The organism is Kitasatospora sp. NPDC057595, from assembly GCF_042800875.1.
Lineage (GTDB): Bacteria > Actinomycetota > Actinomycetes > Streptomycetales > Streptomycetaceae > Kitasatospora.
Genome location: NZ_JBHVGL010000002.1, coordinates 419,599 through 440,350 on the forward strand (window position 1 = coordinate 419,599; position 20,752 = coordinate 440,350).

The 20,752-nt window shown below is 73.9% G+C and carries 21 protein-coding genes; 17 read left to right on the forward strand and 4 right to left on the reverse strand.

Features of this window, described 5'->3' with window-relative positions:
- The first annotated feature begins 35 nt into the window (after positions 1 to 35).
- From truA to glmM, 5 genes are all read left to right on the forward strand, one after another.
- Positions 36 to 971: a tRNA pseudouridine(38-40) synthase TruA gene (truA, locus tag ACFU9E_RS05395; RefSeq protein ID WP_380681607.1), complete on the forward strand. Its 936-nt coding sequence runs from the start codon at positions 36 to 38 to the stop codon at positions 969 to 971.
- Positions 972 to 1,012: 41 nt separating this feature from the next.
- The gene (locus tag ACFU9E_RS05400) at positions 1,013 to 2,689 is read left to right on the forward strand and encodes an ABC-F family ATP-binding cassette domain-containing protein (protein ID WP_380681605.1); all 1,677 of its coding nucleotides are present in this window, start codon (positions 1,013 to 1,015) and stop codon (positions 2,687 to 2,689) included.
- A 249-nt stretch (positions 2,690 to 2,938) separates the two neighbouring features.
- Complete coding sequence (rplM, locus tag ACFU9E_RS05405) at positions 2,939 to 3,382, forward strand: 50S ribosomal protein L13 (protein ID WP_030055846.1); 444 nt, start codon at positions 2,939 to 2,941, stop codon at positions 3,380 to 3,382.
- A 46-nt stretch (positions 3,383 to 3,428) separates the two neighbouring features.
- Positions 3,429 to 3,932, forward strand: a complete 504-nt coding sequence (gene rpsI, locus ACFU9E_RS05410) for a 30S ribosomal protein S9 (RefSeq protein ID WP_350542287.1) — start codon at positions 3,429 to 3,431, stop codon at positions 3,930 to 3,932.
- 171 nt (positions 3,933 to 4,103) lie between these two features.
- Entirely contained in the window at positions 4,104 to 5,468 is a 1,365-nt protein-coding gene (glmM, locus tag ACFU9E_RS05415) for a phosphoglucosamine mutase (protein ID WP_380681602.1), read from the forward strand.
- Positions 5,469 to 5,553: 85 nt separating this feature from the next.
- Here glmM and coaA read toward each other — a convergent pair whose 3' ends face one another.
- Positions 5,554 to 6,549 (reverse strand): type I pantothenate kinase, encoded by a 996-nt coding sequence (coaA, locus tag ACFU9E_RS05420; protein WP_380681600.1) that lies wholly within the window; start codon positions 6,547 to 6,549, stop codon positions 5,554 to 5,556.
- A gap of 99 nt (positions 6,550 to 6,648) precedes the next feature.
- On the opposite strand from coaA, the gene glmS reads away from it, so the two are divergent.
- A complete protein-coding gene (glmS, locus tag ACFU9E_RS05425; RefSeq protein WP_380681598.1) occupies positions 6,649 to 8,505 on the forward strand; it encodes a glutamine--fructose-6-phosphate transaminase (isomerizing) in 1,857 nt (618 codons plus the stop codon).
- 31 nt (positions 8,506 to 8,536) lie between these two features.
- Here the strand turns inward: glmS and ACFU9E_RS05430 are convergent, their stop codons facing one another.
- Positions 8,537 to 9,094, reverse strand: coding sequence for a Uma2 family endonuclease (locus ACFU9E_RS05430; protein WP_380681596.1), 558 nt, complete (start codon positions 9,092 to 9,094; stop codon positions 8,537 to 8,539).
- A gap of 171 nt (positions 9,095 to 9,265) precedes the next feature.
- On the opposite strand from ACFU9E_RS05430, the gene ACFU9E_RS05435 reads away from it, so the two are divergent.
- The 5 genes from ACFU9E_RS05435 to ACFU9E_RS05455 all read left to right on the forward strand — a co-directional run bounded on the left by ACFU9E_RS05435 (position 9,266) and on the right by ACFU9E_RS05455 (position 14,375).
- Positions 9,266 to 10,855 carry an NAD(P)H-hydrate dehydratase gene (locus tag ACFU9E_RS05435; protein WP_380681594.1) on the forward strand — a complete coding sequence of 530 codons (1,590 nt, stop codon included), beginning with the start codon at positions 9,266 to 9,268 and terminating at the stop codon, positions 10,853 to 10,855.
- Between the two features lie 174 nt (positions 10,856 to 11,029).
- Positions 11,030 to 12,202, forward strand: a complete 1,173-nt coding sequence (gene alr / locus ACFU9E_RS05440) for an alanine racemase (RefSeq protein WP_380681592.1) — start codon at positions 11,030 to 11,032, stop codon at positions 12,200 to 12,202.
- The gene (locus ACFU9E_RS05445; protein ID WP_380681590.1) at positions 12,199 to 13,398 is read left to right on the forward strand and encodes an alpha/beta fold hydrolase; all 1,200 of its coding nucleotides are present in this window, start codon (positions 12,199 to 12,201) and stop codon (positions 13,396 to 13,398) included. Before alr ends, ACFU9E_RS05445 begins: the two co-directional genes overlap by 4 nt.
- 143 nt (positions 13,399 to 13,541) lie before the next feature.
- Positions 13,542 to 14,039, forward strand: a complete 498-nt coding sequence (gene tsaE / locus ACFU9E_RS05450) for a tRNA (adenosine(37)-N6)-threonylcarbamoyltransferase complex ATPase subunit type 1 TsaE (protein WP_380681588.1) — start codon at positions 13,542 to 13,544, stop codon at positions 14,037 to 14,039.
- Between the two features lie 117 nt (positions 14,040 to 14,156).
- Positions 14,157 to 14,375 (forward strand): hypothetical protein, encoded by a 219-nt coding sequence (locus ACFU9E_RS05455; protein WP_380681586.1) that lies wholly within the window; start codon positions 14,157 to 14,159, stop codon positions 14,373 to 14,375.
- A 12-nt stretch (positions 14,376 to 14,387) separates the two neighbouring features.
- Here ACFU9E_RS05455 and ACFU9E_RS05460 read toward each other — a convergent pair whose 3' ends face one another.
- A complete protein-coding gene (locus ACFU9E_RS05460) occupies positions 14,388 to 15,029 on the reverse strand; it encodes a hypothetical protein (protein ID WP_380681615.1) in 642 nt (213 codons plus the stop codon).
- A gap of 227 nt (positions 15,030 to 15,256) precedes the next feature.
- Between ACFU9E_RS05460 and tsaB the strand changes: the two genes are divergently transcribed.
- From tsaB to ACFU9E_RS05485, 5 genes are all read left to right on the forward strand, one after another.
- Positions 15,257 to 15,913, forward strand: coding sequence for a tRNA (adenosine(37)-N6)-threonylcarbamoyltransferase complex dimerization subunit type 1 TsaB (gene tsaB, locus ACFU9E_RS05465; RefSeq protein WP_380681584.1), 657 nt, complete (start codon positions 15,257 to 15,259; stop codon positions 15,911 to 15,913).
- Positions 15,914 to 15,972: 59 nt separating this feature from the next.
- Positions 15,973 to 16,506, forward strand: coding sequence for a ribosomal protein S18-alanine N-acetyltransferase (gene rimI, locus ACFU9E_RS05470; RefSeq protein WP_380681613.1), 534 nt, complete (start codon positions 15,973 to 15,975; stop codon positions 16,504 to 16,506).
- A complete protein-coding gene (gene tsaD / locus ACFU9E_RS05475) occupies positions 16,499 to 17,587 on the forward strand; it encodes a tRNA (adenosine(37)-N6)-threonylcarbamoyltransferase complex transferase subunit TsaD (RefSeq protein WP_380681582.1) in 1,089 nt (362 codons plus the stop codon). Before rimI ends, tsaD begins: the two co-directional genes overlap by 8 nt.
- Positions 17,584 to 17,847, forward strand: a complete 264-nt coding sequence (locus tag ACFU9E_RS05480; RefSeq protein ID WP_380681580.1) for a hypothetical protein — start codon at positions 17,584 to 17,586, stop codon at positions 17,845 to 17,847. Before tsaD ends, ACFU9E_RS05480 begins: the two co-directional genes overlap by 4 nt.
- 113 nt (positions 17,848 to 17,960) lie before the next feature.
- Positions 17,961 to 18,881, forward strand: coding sequence for a polysaccharide deacetylase family protein (locus tag ACFU9E_RS05485; protein WP_380681578.1), 921 nt, complete (start codon positions 17,961 to 17,963; stop codon positions 18,879 to 18,881).
- On the opposite strand, the gene ACFU9E_RS05490 is transcribed toward ACFU9E_RS05485, so the two are convergent.
- Complete coding sequence (locus tag ACFU9E_RS05490; RefSeq protein ID WP_380681576.1) at positions 18,857 to 20,065, reverse strand: methyltransferase domain-containing protein; 1,209 nt, start codon at positions 20,063 to 20,065, stop codon at positions 18,857 to 18,859. The two genes, ACFU9E_RS05485 and ACFU9E_RS05490, sit on opposite strands and share 25 nt — an antisense overlap.
- 303 nt (positions 20,066 to 20,368) lie before the next feature.
- Between ACFU9E_RS05490 and groES the strand changes: the two genes are divergently transcribed.
- Positions 20,369 to 20,674, forward strand: coding sequence for a co-chaperone GroES (gene groES / locus ACFU9E_RS05495; RefSeq protein WP_014136232.1), 306 nt, complete (start codon positions 20,369 to 20,371; stop codon positions 20,672 to 20,674).
- Positions 20,675 to 20,752 lie beyond the last annotated feature (78 nt).

Consider the following 20,752-nt stretch of genomic DNA (forward strand, 5'->3'; position numbering starts at 1 on the left):
CGGGCCCGTTCCTCATGTCCAGGGAGTGAAGAGCAGTGCTCAACGATTGCGCCGAGCGGCCTCCGGTCAAGGACGGCCCGGCGGACGGGTACCTCCGGATCCGGCTCGACCTCGCCTACCACGGCGCCGACTTCTCGGGCTGGGCCCGCCAGAAGGGCGGCCGCCGGACGGTCCAGGAGGAGATCGAGACCGCTCTGCAGGTCGTCACCCGCAGCTCCGAGCTCTTCCCGCTCACCGTCGCCGGCCGCACCGACGCCGGTGTGCACGCCCGCGGCCAGGTCGCCCACGTCGACCTGCCGGAGGGGCTGTGGGCCCAGCACGGCGAGAAGCTGCTGCGCCGGCTGGCCGGGCGGCTGCCCGGCGACGTCCGGATCTACCGCGCGGCCGAGGCCCCGGCCGGCTTCGACGCGCGCTTCTCGGCGATCTGGCGCCGGTACGCCTACCGGGTCGCCGACCACCCCGGTGGCGTCGACCCGCTGCTGCGCGGCCATGTGCTCTGGCACGACCGGCCGCTCGACCTGGAGAAGATGAACGCCGCCGCCCGACTGCTGCTCGGCGAGCACGACTTCGCCGCGTACTGCAAGAAGCGCGAGGGCGCGACCACCATCCGCACCCTGCTGGAGCTGCGCTGGGACCGCGTCCCGGTCGACGCCTACGCCGCCCAGGAGGGCTCGCTCGCGGTCGCCACCGTCCGGGCCGACGCCTTCTGCCACAACATGGTGCGGGCGCTGGTCGGCGCGATGCTGCTGGTCGGCGACGGACACCGGCCGGTGGAGTTCCCCGGCGAGGTGCTGGCCGGCGGCGTGCGCAACTCGGCCGTCAACGTGATCCGGCCGTACGGCCTGACGCTGGAGGAGGTGGGCTACCCGGCGGACGAGCAGCTCGCCGAGCGCAGCCGGGCCGCCCGCCGGATGCGCACCCTGCCGGGTGCCACGAGCCCCGCCGGGGGCGCGGAGCGGGCGGCCGGTTAATCGGTTTTGGTCCGGGGCGGTGGCTTGGGACAATCGGCCCCATGGGACACGTCGAGATTTCGCACCTGGAGTACTACCTGCCGGACGGGCGGGTGCTGTTCGACGACGCGTCCTTCCGGGTGGGGGAGGGCGCGGCCGTCGCGCTGGTCGGCGCCAACGGAGCCGGCAAGACCACGCTGCTGCGCATGATCGCCGGCGACCTCCAGCCGCACGGCGGCTCGGTGACGATCAGCGGCGGGCTCGGCGTGATGCGCCAGTTCGTCGGCACCACCGGCCGCGAGGAGCAGCGCAAGCCCGGCGACGAGCAGGCCGGCCCCGGCCCGCTGCCCGCCGACGCCTCGGTGCGCGACCTGCTGGTCTCGGTCGCCCCCGAGCGGATCGCCGAGGCCGCCCGCGCGGTCGACGCCGCCGAGCTGGCGATGATCGCCCAGGACGACGAGAAGACCCAGATGGCCTACGCCCAGGCGCTCTCCGACTGGGCCGACGTCGGCGGCTACGACTACGAGACCGACTGGGACGTCTGCACCATGGCCGCCCTCGGCGTGCCCTTCGACAAGGCCCAGTGGCGCGGCCTGAACACGCTCTCCGGCGGCGAGCAGAAGCGGCTCGTCCTGGAGGCGCTGCTGCGCGGCCCGGAGGAGGTGCTGCTCCTCGACGAGCCGGACAACTACCTGGACGTCCCGGGCAAGCGCTGGCTGGAGGAGGCCATCAAGGCCACCCCGAAGACCGTGCTGTTCATCTCGCACGACCGCGAACTGCTCTCCCGGACCGCCGAGAAGATCATCAGCGTGGAGTCCGGCGCGGCCGGCTCCAGCGTCTGGGTGCACGGCGGCGGCTTCGACACCTTCCACGAGGCCCGCAAGGCCCGCTTCGAGCGGTTCGAGGAGCTGCGCCGCCGCTGGGACGAGGAGCACGCCAAGCTCAAGAAGCTGGTCGTCACCCTGCGCCAGGCCGCCGCGGTCAGCCACGAGATGGCCTCCCGGTACGCGGCCGCGCAGACCAGGCTCAAGAAGTTCGAGGACGCCGGCCCGCCGGAGGCGCCGCCGCGCGAGCAGAACATCACCATGCGGCTCAAGGGCGGGCGCACCGGTGTACGCGCCTTCACCATGGAGCGGCTGGAGCTCACCGGCCTCATGCAGCCCTTCGACCTGGAGGTCTTCTACGGCGAGCGGATCGGTGTGCTCGGGGCCAACGGCGCCGGCAAGTCGCACCTGCTGCGGCTGCTCGCGGGCGACGAGACGGTCGCCCACACCGGCGGCTGGAAGCTCGGCGCCCGGGTGGTGCCCGGCCACTTCCGACAGACCCACGCCCATCCGGAGCTGCTCGGCCGCACCGTCCGCTCGATCGTCGAGGAGGAGCACGCGCTCAGTCGCGGCGCCGCGATGGGCGCGCTGCGCCGCTACGAGCTGGACCGCCAGGAGGAGCAGAAGTTCGAGTCGCTCTCCGGCGGACAGCAGGCCCGGCTGATGATCCTCAAACTGGAGCTGTCCGGCGTCACCGCGCTGCTGCTCGACGAGCCGACCGACAACCTGGACCTGGAGAGCGCCGAGGCGCTGCAGGCCGGTCTGGAGGCCTTCGACGGCACGGTGATGTGCGTGACGCACGACCGCTGGTTCGCGAAGACCTTCGACCGCTTCCTGGTGTTCGGCGCCGACGGGCGGGTCTACGAGTCGGCCGAGCCGGTCTGGGACGTCACCCGGGTCGAGCGGGACCGCTGAGGACCGGGGCGGGGGAGGGGTCCGGGGACCGGATCCCCGGGCAATTTTGACCCTCCCCTCGCCTGCCGGTAACCTGGGCGCTTGATGTGCGTATTGGCTCGCTCTATCTCACGTGAGAGGTCGGTACGCCGGAGACATCAGGTCGACGACCAGCGGCTCCCCCTTGAATTGCGTCCAAGGCGGCCAGGCTGATCCCTCCTCCAGGTGCTCCTGTCAGGACTCACTCACTGAAAAGCGAAGGCTACGACCGTGCGTACGTACAGCCCCAAGCCCGGCGACGTCCAGCGTCAGTGGCACGTCATCGACGCGACCGACGTCGTGCTCGGCCGCCTGGCCTCCCAGGCCGCCAACCTCCTCCGGGGCAAGCACAAGGCGATCTACGCGCCGCACGTTGACACTGGTGACTTCGTCATCATCATCAACGCGGACAAGGTGCACCTGTCGGGTAACAAGAAGACCCAGAAGCTGGCGTACCGCCACAGCGGTTTCCCGGGCGGTCTCCGCTCGGTCCGCTACGACGACCTCCTGGCCAACAACCCGGAGAAGGCCGTCGAGAAGGCCATCAAGGGCATGATCCCCAAGAACAGCCTGGGCCGCCAGATGCTCTCCAAGCTGAAGGTCTACTCGGGCGACCAGCACCCGCACGCTGCCCAGCAGCCGGTGCCGTTCGAGATCACCCAGGTCGCGCAGTAATTCCGGCCACCAAGCCCCCCATCACTGAAAAGAGCTGAGGAACACCGTGGCCGAGACCACCGAAACCCTTGAGGTCGACTTCGACGAGACCGTCGTCGAGGGCGAGTACACCTCCGAGGAGAGCTACACCTCCGAGTCCCTGGCCGGCCGCTTCGGCGAGGCCGTCCCCGGCGCCGGCCTCGGCCGTCGCAAGGAGGCGATCGCCCGCGTGCGCATCGTCCCCGGCACCGGGCAGTGGAAGATCAACGGTCGCACCCTGGAGAACTACTTCCCCAACAAGGTGCACCAGCAGACCGTCAACGAGCCCTTCAAGCTCCTGGAGCTCGACGGCCGTTACGACGTCGTCGCCCGCATCTCCGGCGGCGGCGTGTCCGGCCAGGCCTACGCGCTGCGCCTCGGCGTGGCCCGTGCCCTGAACGAGGCCGACGTGGACAACAACCGCGGCGCCCTCAAGAAGGCCGGCTTCCTGACCCGTGACGCCCGCGCCGTCGAGCGCAAGAAGGCCGGTCTCAAGAAGGCCCGCAAGGCGCCGCAGTACAGCAAGCGCTAATCGCGCCCTCCGGGGGTGCGTACCGCCCTGGTGGTGCACGCCCCTGGATGCGCTCTACACGCCCCGGAGTACCCCGCGTACTCCGGGGCGTCGTGCTCCCCGGCCATTGTGCGGAGCCCGGGGATTCGATCGGATTCACTGCAAGGCATTGCGGCGATGGAGGACGGGACAGTGGGACGACTCTTCGGTACGGACGGCGTACGCGGTGTGGCCAACGAGGGACTGACGGCGGAGCTGGCGCTCGGCCTGTCGGTCGCGGCGGCGCACGTGCTCGGCGAGGCGGGGGCCTTCGAGGGCCACCGGCCGGTCGCGGTGGTCGGCCGCGATCCGCGCGCCTCGGGCGAGTTCCTGGAGGCCGCGGTCATCGCCGGCCTGGCCAGCGCGGGCGTCGACGTCCTGCGGGTCGGCGTGCTGCCCACCCCGGCGGTGGCGTACCTCACCGGCGCGCTCGGCGCCGACTTCGGCGTGATGCTCTCCGCCAGCCACAACGCCATGCCGGACAACGGCATCAAGTTCCTCGCCCGCGGCGGCCACAAGCTGGACGACCGCATCGAGGACGCCATCGAGGCCCACTACAGCAAGCACGCGGCGGGCGGCGAGGAGTGGAACCGCCCGACCGGCGCCGCGGTAGGCCGGGTCCGCGAGTACACCGAGGGCTTCGACAAGTACGTCGCCCACCTCATCGGCGTGCTGCCCAACCGCCTGGACGGCATCCGGGTCGTCATCGACGGCGCGCACGGCGCGGCCGCGTACGTCGCCCCCGAGGCCTTCGCCCGGGCCGGCGCCGAGGTCGTGCACACCCTGGGCGCCGAGCCCACCGGCCTCAACATCAACGACGGCGTCGGCTCCACCCACCTGGACCGGCTGCGCGCCGCCATGCGCGAGCACTCCGCCGACCTCGGCATCGCCCTGGACGGCGACGCCGACCGCTGCCTGGCCGCCGACGCGGACGGCAACGAGGTCGACGGCGACCAGATCATCGCGATCCTGGCCGTCGCGATGAAGGAGGCCGGCACGCTGCGCCGCAACACCGCGGTCGCCACCGTGATGTCCAACCTGGGCTTCAAGCTGGCCATGCAGCGCGAGGGCGTCGACCTGGTCGAGACCGCCGTCGGCGACCGGTACGTGCTGGAGGCGATGAAGGACCGGGGCTACGCGCTGGGCGGCGAGCAGTCCGGCCACGTCATCCTGCTGGACCACGCGACCACCGGTGACGGCACGCTGACCGGTCTGATGCTGGGCGCCCGGCTGGCGGCCACCAAGCAGCCGCTGGCCGACCTGGCCGCCGTGATGACCCGGCTTCCGCAGGTGCTGATCAACGTCAAGGGCGTGGACAAGGCCCGGGTCGGCACCTGCGAGGAGCTGACCGCGGCGGTCGCCGCGGCCGAGGCCGAGCTGGGCGCCACCGGCCGGGTGCTGCTGCGCCCGTCGGGCACCGAGCCGCTGGTCCGGGTGATGGTGGAGGCGGCCGACGAGGTGCAGGCGCACGCCGTCGCGGAGACGCTGGCGGGCGCGGTCCGCAGCTACCTGGGCTGACCGCCCCCGCGGACGCCGAGGGCCCCCGTCGCGCGTGGCGCGGCGGGGGCCTGTCCGTACGTCGGAACCCGTGTCGGAAGCCGCGTCAGAGCTTGCGCAGCAGGGCCCGGCGGACCTTGTGGTCCGCGCCCTTCTGCAGGATCAGGGTGGCCCGGCCGCGGGTCGGCAGCACGTTCTCCAGCAGGTTGGGCCGGTTGATGGTGCGCCAGACCTGGCGGCCGTACTCCATCGCCTCCTCCTCCGGCACCTCGGTGAAGCGGCGGAAGTAGGAGTTCGGGTCCTGGAAGGCGGTCTGCCGCAGCTTGCGGAACCGGTCCAGGTACCAGCTCTCGATGTCGTCGGTGCGGGCGTCGACGTAGATGGAGAAGTCGAAGTAGTCCGCCACCGCCAGCCGGGTGCGGCCGTCGGTGCCGGGCAGGGCCGGCTGGAGCACGTTCAGGCCCTCGACGATGAGGATGTCCGGGCGCTCCACGGTGAGCCGCTGCTCCGGCACGATGTCGTACACCAGGTGCGAGTAGACCGGCGCGGTGACCCGCTCCCTGCCGGCCTTCACGTCCGCGACGAAGCGCGTCAGCGCCCGGCGGTCGTAGGACTCCGGGAAGCCCTTGCGGGCCATCAGGCCGCGCCGGCGCAGCTCGGCGTTGGGCAGCAGGAAGCCGTCGGTGGTGACCAGTTCGACCCGGGGGTGCTCCGGCCAGCGGGCCAGCAGGGCCTGCAGCAGCCGGGCCGTGGTGGACTTGCCGACCGCGACCGAGCCGGCCACGCCGATGATGAACGGGGTGCGGGTGCGCTCGGTGTCCGGGGTGTCCAGGAAGGTGCCCAGCGTGCCGCGCAGCTCGTGCGTGGCGTGGATGTAGAGGTTGAGCAGCCGGGACAGCGGCAGGTAGACGTCCCGGACCTCGTCCAGGTCGAGGGCGGTGCCGAGACCGCGCAGCCGTTCCACCTCCTCGGCGGTCAGCGGAAGCGGCGTACGCTCGCGCAGCGCGCTCCACTCGGCCCGGCTGAGGTCCACGTAGGGGGACGGTGACGGGCCGGGCGTGGTGTCGCCCCGCGTACAGAGTTCGGTCAGCACATGCTCCATTGTGAGCCGTAGCGCCGTTCGGGGTGGTTGTGGTGTCGGTCACGGCCCGTGGGCGAACCGTGCGAATGGGGCGTTCGGAGCGCCCTTATGCTGGCACGCATGTGCGGAATTGTTGGATACGTGGGCTCCCAGCCCGCCCTTGACGTAGTAATCGCAGGCCTGCAGCGACTGGAGTACCGGGGTTACGACTCGGCCGGTGTCGCCGTGCAGGTGCAGGGCTCCGACGGGCAGTGGAGCCTCGCCACCGACAAGCGGGCCGGAAAGCTCGCCAACCTGGAGAAGTCGCTCGCCGAGACCCCTCTTCCCGGCGGCACCACCGGCATCGGCCACACCCGCTGGGCCACCCACGGCGGCCCGACGGACGCCAACGCCCACCCCCATCTGGACGACGCCGCCCGGGTGGCGGTCGTCCACAACGGCATCATCGAGAACTTCGCCCAGCTCCGGGCGGAGCTGGCCGAGCGCGGCCACACGCTGCGCTCCGAGACCGACACCGAGGTCGTCGCGCACCTGCTCGGCGAGGAGTACCGGGGCGACCTGGCGGAGGCCATGCGGGCGGTCTGCCGCCGGCTGGAGGGCGCCTTCACCCTGGTGGCGGTGCACGCCGACGCCCCTGACGTGGTGGTCGGCGCCCGTCGCAACTCGCCGCTGGTGGTCGGGCGCGGCGAGGGCGAGAACTTCCTCGCCTCCGACGTGGCCGCGTTCATCGCGCACACCCGCGAGGCGATCGAGCTGGGCCAGGACCAGGTCGTCGAGCTGCGCCGCGGCGGCGTGACGGTGACGAACTTCGACGGCACCCCCGCCGACGTGCGCGAGTACCACGTCGACTGGGACGCCTCGGCCGCCGAGAAGGGCGGCTACGACTACTTCATGCTCAAGGAGATCGCCGAGCAGCCGAAGGCCGTCGCCGACACCCTGCTCGGCCGGATCGGCACCGACGGCCGGCTCACCCTCGACGAGCTGCGGATGTCCGACGCCGACCTGCGCTCGGTCGACAAGGTCGTCATCGTCGCCTGCGGCACCGCCTTCCACGCGGGCATGATCGCCAAGTACGCGATCGAGCACTGGACCCGGATCCCGTGCGAGGTGGAGGTCGCCTCGGAGTTCCGCTACCGCGACCCGATCATGGGGCCGGGCACGCTGGTCATCGCCATCTCGCAGTCCGGCGAGACCATGGACACCCTGATGGCGCTGCGGCACGCGCGCGAGCAGGGCGCCAAGGTGCTGGCGATCTGCAACACCAACGGCTCGACCATCCCGCGCGAGTCGGACGCGGTGCTGTACACCCACGCCGGTCCCGAGGTGGCCGTCGCCTCCACCAAGGCGTTCCTGACCCAGCTGGTCGCCTGCTACCTGGTGGCGCTGTACCTGGGCCAGGTGCGCGGCACCAAGTGGGGCGACGAGATCCTCGCCGTCATCAAGGAGCTCGGCGACGCGCCGAAGCAGGTCGAGCAGGTGCTGGAGACCATGGAGCCGGTGCGCGAGCTGGCCCGCTCCCTGGCGGGCGCGCGCTCGGTGCTGTTCCTGGGCCGGCACGTCGGCTTCCCGGTGGCCCTGGAGGGCGCGCTCAAGCTCAAGGAGCTCGCCTACATGCACGCCGAGGGCTTCGCGGCCGGCGAGCTGAAGCACGGGCCGATCGCGCTGATCGAGGAGGGCCTGCCGGTCGTGGTGGTCGTGCCGTCGCCGCGCGGGCGCTCGATCCTGCACGACAAGATCGTCTCCAACATCCAGGAGATCCGGGCCCGCGGCGCGCGCACCATCGTGATCGCGGAGGAGGGCGACGAGGCGGTCGTCCCGTACGCCGACCACCTGATCCGGATCCCGGTCACGCCGACCCTGCTCCAGCCGCTGGTCTCCACCGTGCCGCTGCAGGTCTTCGCCTGCGAGCTCGCCACGGCCAAGGGCCACGAGGTCGACCAGCCCCGCAACCTCGCGAAGTCGGTCACCGTCGAGTAGTCCGGCCGGGCGCCCCTGCGGTGGCTGCGTCCTACCGCAGGGGCGCCGTGTCGAGCGTGAACGAGAACGGCGCGGGCAGCTTGATCCGCCGGCCGAACTCCGTCTCGTGGATGGTGGTGTAGTCGCCGTCCTTGGGATCGGAGAAGAGGGTCACCCTGCCCTCGCTGCGGTCGACGAGGAGGTAGCACGGGATCCCGGCGGCGGCGTAGCCCAGGCGCTTGGGCTCACGGTCCTCGACCGGGTTGGTCGACGTCACTCCGAGGACGAGTTCGACGCCCACCGCGGACGACCACGATTCCTGGGCGCGGAAGTGGCCGACGGGGGCGACCGTGGCATCGGGGACGAACCGGCCGTTCGGGGTGATCAATCCTTTCCCGCCGCTGACGTACAACTCCTCGGCGGCCTCGCGCGCGACGGCTCGGGCGAACCGGGCGATGGCGTCCTCGTGGTCTCCGTCCGGTGGCGGTGTCACGACGATCTCCCCTTCGATCAGTTCGGCTTTGAACCCCGGCGGCGTGTCCAGCTCCAGGAATGCCTGGAGGACGTCGTCCTGGTCCAGCGGGTGCTCGACTGCCGGCATGGCGACCATGGCCCTTCCTCCCTCCTGCGGGTCCGTGCCGAGCCACACGGTAGGCATCCGGACCGACACCGGCGGGGGATCGAAGTGGTTGTCACTCGAAAGTGTGCCGCAGGCCAGGCCCCCGCGGGGCGGTGGCACGGGCTAGCGTCGCCGGTAGCCGACCGCTGAAGGAGTCCCCGCATGCGCCACGCCCATCGCGTCGAAGTCGTCCGTGCCGCCGAGGGGGAGCTGATGGCCCGGCTTCCGGAGGGGACGCTGATGCAGCGGGCCGCCGTCGGGCTCGCCGCGACCTGTGCGCGGCTGCTGGTCCGCCGGCGGGGTCGGGTGTACGGCGGCCGGGTGGTGGTGCTGGCGGGCAGCGGGGACAACGGGGGTGACGCGCTGTACGCCGGTGCGGTGCTGGCGCGGCGCGGGGCGCGGGTGTCGGCGGTGCTGCTCACCCCCGCGCGGGCGCATGCCGCGGGGCTCGCGGCGCTGCGGGCGGCCGGTGGGCGGGTGGTGCTGGATCAGGAAGTCGGCCTGGCCGACTTCTCGCGCGCGGACCTGGTGCTGGACGGCATCGTCGGGATCGGCGGCAGGGGCGGACTGCGGCCGGAGGCGCAGCCCTACGCGCGCGCCGGGCGGGCGGGCGTGGTGGTGGCCGTCGACGTGCCCAGCGGGGTGGACGCGGACACCGGCGAGGTCGCGGGCGTGGCGCTGCGGGCGGATGTGACGGTCTGCTTCGGCACGTACAAGCCCGGGCTGCTGATCGACCCGGGTGCCTCGTACGCCGGGGCGGTGCAGTTGGTCGGGATCGGCCTCGACCTGCCGCCGGCCGGGGTGACGGCGCTGCAGCACGCGGACGTGGCCGGGCTGCTGCCGGTGCCGGGGGCGGAGAGCGACAAGTACCGGCGCGGGGTGGTCGGGGTGGCGGCCGGGTCGGCCCGGTACCCGGGGGCGGCGCTGCTCGCGGTCGCCGGGGCGCTGCGCGGCGGCGCGGGCGCGGTGCGGTACGTGGGGACGGCGGCCGAGGAGGTGGTGCGGCGGTTCCCGGAGGCGCTGGTCACCGAGGGCGGGCCGGCCGGTGCCGGGCGGGTGCAGGCCTGGGTGGTCGGGCCGGGCGGCGGCGAGGGGGCGGAGCGGGCGCTCGCGGAGGCGCTGGCCGCCGACGTGCCGGTGCTGGTCGACGCGGACGGGCTGACCGAGTTGGCCCGGCTCGGGCCGGACGCGCTGGCCGGACGGACGGCGCCGACGCTGCTGACCCCGCACACGGGGGAGGCGGCCCGGCTGCTCGCCGGGGCGGCGGGCAGCGGCGCGGGCGACCCGGCCGCCCGGCCGCCGGCCGCCGACGAGCTGGCGGCCGCCCGGCTGGCCACGGCGCGGCGGCTCGCGGCGGCGTACCGGGCGACGGTGCTGCTGAAGGGTTCGACCACGGTGGTCGCCGATCCGGGCGGCGCCGTGCGGGTGAACCCGACCGGCACCTCGTGGCTGGCGACGGCCGGCAGCGGGGACGTCCTGGCCGGCCTGGCCGGCTCGCTGCTCGCCGCGGGCCTCTCCCCGCTGGACGCCGCCTCGGTGGCCGCCTACCTGCACGGCCTCGCCGCCCGCCACGCCGCCGCGGCCCCCGGCGCCCCGGTCACGGCCCTGGAGGTGGCCGGGGCCGTCTCCGCCGCCTGGAACGACGTCCGCTCGACGGAAGGGGCGGACGGGGCGACCGACCGGCCACCGCGGGAGCGGGAAGTCGGCCCGGCCGACCTTCCGCTCCGGAGCGCGGTCGGGAGGGTGTGGTAGGCAGGCCGGTCTGCACCTGCGGGCCGGTGCGGGGGCGGGAGGGAACCGGGCGCGATTCGTGCGCGTCCGGACCGGATGGCGGGTTGCGCCGGGGCGGCGTGCCGAGGGCCGTTCGGCGAGGACCCCGGGATGTCTGGGAGACTGACCCTGATGACAACTGCGAAGACGACCGTTATGGCCACTCTCACCGAAGGCGCGCGAGCCGAGGCGGCCATCGATCTCGCCGCCCTGCGCGGCAACCTCGACGCGCTGCGCGAGCGGATCGGCGGGGCCGCCGTGATGGCCGCGGTCAAGGCGGACGCCTACGGGCACGGTGCCGTCCGGTGCGCCCGCGAGGCGGTCGCCGCAGGGGTCCGCTGGCTGGGCACCGCGACGCCCGACGAGGCGCTCGCGCTGCGCGCCGCCGGCATCCGGCCGGACCAGGCCCGCATCCTCTGCTGGCTGTGGACGCCGGGCGGCCCGTGGCGCGAGGCCCTCTTCGCCGATCTCGACGTCTCGGTGAGCGGCCAGTGGGCGCTCACCGAACTGCTCGCCGCCGTCCGCGCCACCGGCATCCCGGCCCGGGTCCACCTCAAGGCCGACACCGGCCTCGGCCGCAACGGCTGCCAGCCGCACGACTGGCCCGAGCTGGTCGCCGCCGCCCGCCGCGCCGAGCTGGACGGCCTGCTGACCGTGGTCGGCGTCTGGTCGCACTTCGCCGCCGCCGACGAGCCCGGCCACCCCTCCATCCAGGCCCAGCTGGACGCCTACCGCGCCGCCCTGGCCACCGCCGAGGCGGCCGGCCTGCGCCCCGAGGTGCGGCACCTGGCCAACTCGCCGGCCGCCCTGCTGCTCCCGCAGTCGCACTTCGACATGGTCCGCACGGGCCTCGCGATGTACGGGCTCTCGCCGGTCCCGGACGTCGGCTCGCCGGAGGACTTCGGCCTGCGCCCGGTGATGTCGCTGACCGCCCGGCTGGCCCTGGTCAAGCACGTCCCCGGCGGACACGGCGTCAGCTACGGTCACCACTACACCACTCCCGGCCCGACCACGCTGGGCCTGGTCCCGCTCGGCTACGGCGACGGCATCCCGCGGCACGCCAGCGGCATCGCCCCGGTGCAGATCGACGGCAAGTGGCGCACCGTGGCCGGCCGGGTGGCGATGGACCAGTTCGTCGTCGACCTCGGCGGCGACACCCCGCCGATCGGCGACGAGGTGCTGCTCTTCGGCAACGGCGAGCGCGGCGAGCCGACCGCCGAGGACTGGGGCCGCGCCTGCGGAACCATCTCCTACGAGATCGTGACCCGGATCGGCTCCCGGGTGCCGCGCCGCTACGTCGGCGGCCTGGACGAGGACCCGCGCGGATGAGCGAGCAGCCCGGCGCCGACCCGGTCGGGGCGGTCAGCGGCGTGGCCCGCGCCGTCAAGGCGGCCGAGGCGGCCACCGGGGTGAGCCGGGCCGGGCTGATCGGCATCTCGGTCGGCGTGCTCGCGGCCGGCGCCGCCGCGGGCGTGGCGATCGAGCGGCTGACGGTCGGCCGGACGATGCGCCGCCGGGCCCGTGCCGAACTGGACGCCAAGGCCCCGTACGGCTCGCTGCGCGGTCGCCCCCGCACGGTGGCCGCCGCCGACGGCACCGAGCTGTACGTCGAGCTGGACGGCACCGGTGAGCCGGACGGGTCGCCCGAGCCGCTGACCGTGGTCTTCTGCCACGGCTACTGCCTCAACCAGGACAGCTGGCACTTCCAGCGCGCAGCGTTCCGCGACAGCCTGCGCCTGGTCTTCTGGGACCAGCGCAGCCACGGCCGCTCCGAGCGCTCCCGCTCCTTCCTGGCCGGCGAGCCCGCCAGCATCGACCAGCTCGGCGGCGACCTCAAGGCCGTGATCGACGCCGTCGCGCCGACCGGCCCGCTGGTCCTGGTCGGTCACTCGATGGGCGGCATGACGGTGATGGCGCTGGCCGACCAGCACCCCGAGCTGTTCCGCGAGCGGGTTGCCGGCGTGGCGCTGATCGGCACCCTGGCCGGGAACTGGGACGCCGTCACCTTCGGCCTGCCGCAGGCGGGCGCCAAGCTGTTCCGCCGGGTCGCGCCGGGCATGATGAAGCTGCTCGGCCGTCAGGTGGACCTGGTGGAGGCGACCCGCCGGCTGGGCGCGGACGTCAGCGCCGTCCTCTACCGGCGGTTCTCCTTCGGCGGGAAGGACGTCGACCCGGGTGTGGCCCGGTTCGCCGAGCAGATGCTGGACGCCACCCCGATCGACGTGGTGGCCGAGTTCTACCCGGTGTTCTCCGCGCACGAGAAGACCGAGGCGCTCGCCGCCCTGCGCGGCATGCCCGTCCTGGTGCTGACCGGTACCAAGGATCTGATGACCCCGCCGGGCCACGGCGAGGTGATGGCCGAACAACTGCCGGGCGCCGAGCTGGTCCTGGTCGAGGACGCCGGGCACCTGGTGATGCTGGAGCGGCCCGACGCGGTCGACCGCCGGCTGGCCGCGCTGTTCGAGCGGGCCGCCCGCTTCCGCGGCGCCGCCCCGCCGGCGCCCCCGGTCGGCGAACGCGTGTAGCGAGCCCGGGAGCACCCTCGCCGGACCTCGCCGGACCGGGTCCCGCGGACGCCCGGCGCGGGCGCCGCTGTCGATGTGGCACGGTAGCGGGGGCGCCCGAGAGCCGGTGCGCCGCCGTACGGACCGAAGGGCTTGATTCGCGCATGGGCTCGCACGCCACTCTCACCGCCGCCACCCCCGACCGGATGGGCCGGCTCGGCCGGGAGCTGGCCGCGCTGCTGCGGCCGGGGGACCTGGTGCTGCTCTCCGGCGAGCTGGGGGCGGGGAAGACCACGCTGACCCGCGGCCTCGGCGAGGGGCTCGGGGTGCGCGGTGCCGTCACCTCGCCGACCTTCGTGATCGCCCGGGTGCACCCGTCGCTGACCGGCGGCCCGGCGCTGGTGCACGTCGACGCGTACCGGCTGGGCGGGGACCTCGACGAGATGGAGGACCTCGACCTGGACGTCTCGCTGCCCGAGTCGGTGGTGGTGGTCGAGTGGGGCGAGGGCAAGGTGGAGCGGCTGTCGGAGGACCGCCTGGAGGTCCGGATCGAGCGGGCTGTCGGCGACGAGGCGGCGGGCGGCGACCTGGACCCGCGCCGGGTGGAGCTGACCGGGATCGGCCCCCGCTGGGACGGCGTCGACCTGTCCGTGCTGGCCTGACCTCGCCGTCCGCCCCCGTCACGGTTTCCCGACAGACTGTCGGGAAGATGTTGCGGTCGGGGTCCCGGGCGTGGTGGGATGGGTTTTGAGGTTAGGTCTGCCTAACTAGGAGGCGCCATGCCGAGCACCACGCCCGCCCCGGAGCGCGCACCGCGCGGGACCGGGGCCGAGGGGCCCGACCGCCGTGCCGCGGGGGAGCCGATGCGGGCCCTGCTGGCCGCCTGCGCGGCGGCGGAAGCGGTCTGCACCCCGCCCGGACGCCGTCCGGCGGAGGAACCGCGGGCCGAGGAGCCGTCGGCCGACGGCGGTGCGCACGAGGCCCGCCGCGCCGCGTAGCCCACCGCCCGGTCAGGCGATCACGACCACCTTGGTGTCCTTCGGCGCGAAGTCCCACAGCAGCTGGCCGTCGGCCCGGCTGCTGCGGATGCCGCCGGTCTTGCCGCTCGCGCTGCTCGTACCGCCGGTGCCGCTCCCGATCGAGGAGGGCGTCCCGGACGCGGAGGTCGCCGGGGCGGCGGGCGTGCCGGTGGCGCCGTCGACGGCCGCGCTGAAGCCGAACACCACGCCGTTCTGCTGGGCGAACCGCACCACGTGCTCGATCGCCTTGCCGTCGGTGCCCGTGCCGGACTGGGTGCGGCTGTACACCGGGTAGCTGCCCGGGGCCGGCTCGACCGTGCCCGGGGTGACCGGGAAGGCGGCGACCACCTGCGGGGTCTTCTTCGGGTCGATCAGCCAGACGTAGTGCGTGCCGACCGAGTAGACGACCCGCAGACCGGTGCCGGTGCCCGCGGTGGGCAGCGCCGGGACGGTCGGCGTCGGGGTGGCGCTCGGGGTGGCCGGGGCGGCCGGCCCGCTGGACGCCGCGGTGGTGCTCGTGCCGGGATTGGCGGCGACCGCGCGGTCCTGCGCGCCGTTGGCCTGGAAGGCCAGCAGGCTCACCACCGCCAGGGCCCCCAGGGTCAGCCCCGTGACCACCACTCCAGGACCCATCTTCGCCACGTGTGCTCCCACCGCCGTCCCAAAACCGTCGGCCCCATCGTGCCAGGTCCGTCCGTCCGGTCCGCATCGCGTCGGACGTGTGTTCCGCCGTGGGGCGGGTTTTCGATCGTGCGGCGCACTCCCGCCGGACGCACTCCCACCGGTGCGGCGCACGCCCCCGGCGGCGGGACGGAGCCGGGGCCCGACGGGTCACCGCCCGACCGGTCTAACCTTGACCCGTGCTGCTGCTCGCGTTCGACACCGCTACCCCCGCCGTCACCGCCGCCGTCCACGACGGTTCGGCCGTCCTCGCCGAGACCGACCAGGTCGACGCCAGGCGCCACGGCGAACTCCTGCTGCCCGCGATCGACCAGGTGCTGCGGGCGGCCGGTGTCGACAAGCACCGGCTGACCGACATCGCCGTGGGCGTCGGCCCGGGACCGTACACCGGCCTGCGGGTCGGCCTGGTGACCGCCGCCGCGCTGGGGCACGCCCTGGGCCTGCCGGTGCACGGTGTCTGCACCCTGGACGCCATCGCCCACCGGGCCCGCGCGCGGGGCCTGGCCGGTGAGCCGTTCACGGTGGCCACCGACGCCCGCCGCAAGGAGGTCTACTGGGCCTCCTACGACGCCGAGGGCAACCGGACCGAGGGCCCGTCGGTGGACCGCCCCGGCGAGCTGACGCCCCCCGCCCGCTCGGTCGGCGCCGGCGCGCTGCTCTACCCGGACGCCTTCCCCGGCGCGCACGGCCCCGAGCACGTCTCGGCCGGCGCGCTCGCCGACTTCGCCGCCGCCGAGCTGGCCGCCGGCCGGGCCCTGCTGCCCAACGCCCCGCTCTACCTGCGCCGCCCGGACGCCCAGGTGCCGGCCGGCTACAAGGCGGTGCTCCCGGCGTGACCGGCCCGAGCACCGACGGGGCCGTGCGCACCGCCGCCCCCGTCGCCACGCTGCGCCCGATGCGCTGGTGGGACATCGCCCCGGTGCTGGCGCTGGAGCTGGAGCTGTTCCCCGAGGACGCCTGGTCCGCCGGCATGTTCTGGTCCGAGCTGGCCGAGGCCCGCCCCGGCGGCACCCGCCACTACACCGTCGCCGAGGCCCCGGACGGCACGATCGTCGGCTATGCCGGGCTGATGGCGGTGGCCGACGAGGGCGACGTGCAGACCATCGCCGTCGACGGCCGCCACCAGGGCGCCGGCCTCGGCGCGGCGCTGCTCGCCGACCTGGTCCGGGAGGCCGCCCGGCGCGGCTGCGCGGACCTGCTGCTGGAGGTGCGGGTGGACAACACCCGCGCGCAGCGGCTCTACGAGCGCTCGGGTTTCGAGCCGGTCGGCATCCGGCGCGGCTACTACCAGCCCGCCAACGTCGACGCGCTGGTGATGCGCCTCGACCTCGCGGCCGTCGCCGTCGACGGCGCCGCCGGCCCCGAAGACCTCGACGAACCCGCGGACCACCCGCGACCGGACGTGAAGAAGGACACCCCCCATGGCTGACGAACCGCTCGTCCTCGGCATCGAGACCTCCTGCGACGAGACCGGCGTCGGCATCGTGCGCGGCACCACCCTGCTCGCCGACGCGGTGGCCTCCAGCGTCAACGACCACGCCCGGTTCGGCGGCGTCGTCCCCGAGATCGCCAGCCGCGCGCACCTGGAGGCGATGGTCCCCACCATCCAGCGCGCCCTGGACACCGCGGGCGTCAAGGCGAGCGACCTGGACGGCATCGCCGTCACCGCGGGCCCGGGCCTGGCCGGCGCGCTGCTGGTCGGCGTGAGCGCCGCCAAGGCGTACGCGTGGGCCCTCGACAAGCCGCTGTACGGCGTCAACCACCTCGCCTCGCACATCTGCGTGGACCAGCTGGAGCACGGCCGCCTGCCGTCCCCGACGATGGCCCTGCTGGTCTCCGGCGGGCACTCCTCGCTGCTGCTCAGCGAGGACATCACCAGCGACGTGCGCCCGCTCGGCGCGACCATCGACGACGCGGCCGGCGAGGCCTTCGACAAGGTGGCCCGGGTGCTCGGGCTCGGCTTCCCCGGGGGCCCGGTGGTGGACCGCACCGCCCGGGAGGGCGACCGGAAGGCGATCGCCTTCCCGCGCGGCCTGACCGGCCCCAGGGACCCGGAGTACGACTTCTCCTTCTCCGGTCTGAAGACCGCCGTCGCCCGCTGGGTGGAGGCGAAGCGCCGGGCCGGCGAGGAGGTGCCGGTCGCCGACGTCGCGGCGTCCTTCCAGGAGGCGGTCACCGACGTGCTGACCCGCAAGGCGGTCAAGGCCTGCAAGGACAACGGCGTCGACCACCTGATGATCGGCGGCGGCGTCGCGGCCAACTCGCGGCTGCGCGAGATGGCCCAGCAGCGCTGCGACAAGGCCGGCATCCAGCTGCGGGTGCCCCGCCCGGGCCTGTGCACCGACAACGGCGCGATGGTCGCCGCGCTGGGCTCCGAGATGGTCTGGCGGGACCGCGCGCCGTCCTCCTTCGACCTGTCGGCGGACTCCTCGCTGCCCGTCACCGAGGTCCACGTCCCGCACACGGACTTCCACGGCCAGGCCTATCAGGCCCTGGGCGGGCAGGCGTGAGCACCACCGCCGCGATGTGGGAGGCCCGGGCCGCCGACGGACGCGGCGCCGAGCTCTCCGCCTGGGTCCGGGAGACCGCGCTGCCCGCGCTGCGCGGCCGCGCCGGGCTGCAACGCGCCGAGCTGTTCGCCGCCCCCGGCGAGCGCGTGCTGCTGATCACCTGGTGGTCCGGCGAGCCGGTCCCGGTGGCCGAGCCGCCCGCCGGCCTGCTGGGCCGCCCGGTGCACCGCTGGTCCTTCATCAGCGAGCACGTGGAGTAGGCCGTGCAAGGCTGATCCCGGCGCCCGTTCGCACGTCCGATCGGGAACCGAACGCCGTGGCGTTACCGTGCTAGCGAGTGGGATCGCTGAACGGGAACGGGGAGCACGGCGCGGTGAACAGGCACGGGTGGAGCAGGACGACGGTGTACGCGGTGGGGGCCATGGCCCTGCTGGCCACCGCCACCGGGTGTTCGGGCGGGGACGACAGCGGCGCCGCGTCCGCCGCGCTGGTGGCGCCGGGCGGCACCACCGCCCCGGCCGGGTCCGCCGCGCCGCAACAGGGCGCGGCCACCCCGCCGCCGAGCGCTTCCCCCGCCCCGGCCGAGGGGGACGCCGCCGCCTGGGCGAAGTGGCACCTCACCCCGCTGCCGCCCGCGCCCCCGGCCCCCGCCGACAAGCCGGTGAAGCTCCAGCGGACCGGCCAGGTCCCGGTGTTCAGCGAGGTGCGGACCGCCGACAAGGTCGTCTTCGTCACCATCGACGACGGCGCCGAGAAGGACCCGAAGTTCGTCGAGATGCTGACCGACCTCAAGGTGCCGGTCTCGATGTTCCTGACCCGCGACATCGTCAAGGACGACTACGGCTACTTCAAGCGGCTCCAGGCGCTCGGCAACCACGTCCACAACCACACCGTGGACCACGCGCAGCTGAGCAAGGTGACGCCGGAGAAGCAGAAGTCCGAGGTCTGCGACGCCCAGGCCGCGCTCACCCAGCAGTACGGCACCCCGCCGCTGCTGTTCCGCCCGCCCTACGGCGACGGCGCCAACACGCCGGCGCTCAACACCGCGGTGCAGCAGTGCGGGCCGCGGGCGATCGTGCTGTGGCGGGAGTCGATGCAGATCCACGACATGCAGTACCAGGCGGCGGACAAGAAGCTGCGGCCCGGCGACATCGTGCTCGCCCACTTCCGGGGCCCGAAGGACCTCAAGGGCGAGACGATGACGCAGATGTTCGGGGAACTGCTGGCCAGGATCCAGGAGCAGGGCTTCGCGGTGGCCCGTCTTGAGGACTACATCGCGGCGCCGGCCGGCTGAACGGCCGCGGCCGGGCCGGTCACCGGCCGGCCGAGCATCATCAGCGGGCCGTGGTCGGTGCGGCTGAGGATCACCGTGACCTCGTTCGGGCCGGCGGGCTTCAGCTGGCGGCGCAGCTCCTCCGGGGTGATCGCCATGCCGCGCTTCTTGATCACCACGGTGCCGACGCCCCGCTCGCGCAGCAGCGCCTTGAGCCTCTTGATGTGGAACGGCAGCACGTCGGTCAGCTCGAAGCCGTGCGCGTACGGGGTGTCGACCAGCTCGTCCGAGGTGACGTAGGCGATCTTCGGGTCGATCAGCCGCCCGTTCACCCGCTGCGCCACCTCCGCGACCAGGTGGGCCCGGATCACCGCGCCGTCCGGCTCGTAGAGGTAGCGGCCGACCGGGCCGGCCGGCGGGTCGGGCAGGTCGCCGCCGGTGAGGCTGGCCCGCTGCGGCAGCAGGGTGGCGCGGTGCGGGCGCTCGGCGCGGGTGCCGAACCAGAGCACCGCCTCCTTGACGTCGCCGTGGTCGGAGACCCACTCGGCCTCCGCGTCGGCCGGCACCGCCTCGTGCGGGATGCCGGGCGCCACCTTGAGCGCCCCGACCGGGGTGCGCCGGCCGGCCTCGATCGCCCAGGACAGCGGCGGCGCGTACGCCTCGGGGTCGAAGACCCGGCCGCGCGAGGTGCGCCGGGCCGGGTCGGTGAAGACCGCGTCGAAGCCGGTGACGTCGACGTCGGCGACGTCCGCGCAGCGCACCTCGACCCGGTCGGCCAGGCCCAGCGCGGCCGCGTTGGCGGCGGTGGCGGCGCAGGCGGCCGGGTCCTTGTCGACGGCGAGCACCTCGACACCGGCCCGGGCCAGCGCCAGCACGTCGCCGCCGATCCCGCAGCAGAGGTCGGCCAGCCGCTTCACCCCGAGGTCCGCGAAGCGGCGCGCCCGCCACTCGGCGACCTCGCGCCGGGTGGACTGCTCGACGCCGTTGGGCGTGAAGTACATGAGGTCGGCGTCGGCGCCGAACTTGGCCCGGGCCCGTTGCCGCAGCCGGGCCTGCCCGAAGGCGGCCGAGACCAGCTCGGCGGGGTGCTCCTTGCGCAGCCGGGTGGCCAGCGCCAGCTCCTCCCCGGGCGCGAAGTCGCGCAGTTCGGCGAGCAGGGCCTGGCCCCGGTCGGTCAGCAGGGGCCGCAGGTCGTCGTTCTCCACCCCGCCATTCTCGCCGGTCGGACCTGGCCGAAGGCGACAGGAGGACGGCCGGGTGTGCGGGCCGGGACCGCCCCGCACATGAGTACGGCCACCCGTCGCCCACTCATTCGGATCGTGGGACCGCCGGGCGCGTCGTTGGCACTCTGGTTGACTGAGTGCTAACCGCGGCCTATGGTCATCACTAGCACTCCCCACCGGGGGAGTGCTAACGCGACAGTGCGTGTCTGACCCCCGCGACGGCAGATGCGCGAGTTCGCCCCTACCCGTTAGAAAACCCCGTAATCTCCGAAGGGGAGCTCGGACGTGACCACCAGCAGCAAGGTTGCCATCAAGCCGCTCGAGGACCGCATCGTGGTCCAGCCGCTCGACGCCGAGACCACCACGGCCTCCGGCCTGGTTATCCCGGACACCGCCAAGGAGAAGCCCCAGGAGGGCGTCGTCCTGGCCGTCGGCCCGGGCCGCTTCGAGGACGGCCAGCGTCTGCCGCTCGACGTCGCCGTCGGTGACATCGTCCTGTACTCGAAGTACGGCGGCACCGAGGTGAAGTACCAGGGCGAGGAGTACCTGGTGCTCTCCGCCCGCGACGTTCTCGCCATCATCGAGAAGTAAGACGTCAGAGCCACGCCCCGGATCCGTGTCCCTAGTGACAGGGGACCGGGGCGTGGCTGTTGGTTCACGTAGTCGAGC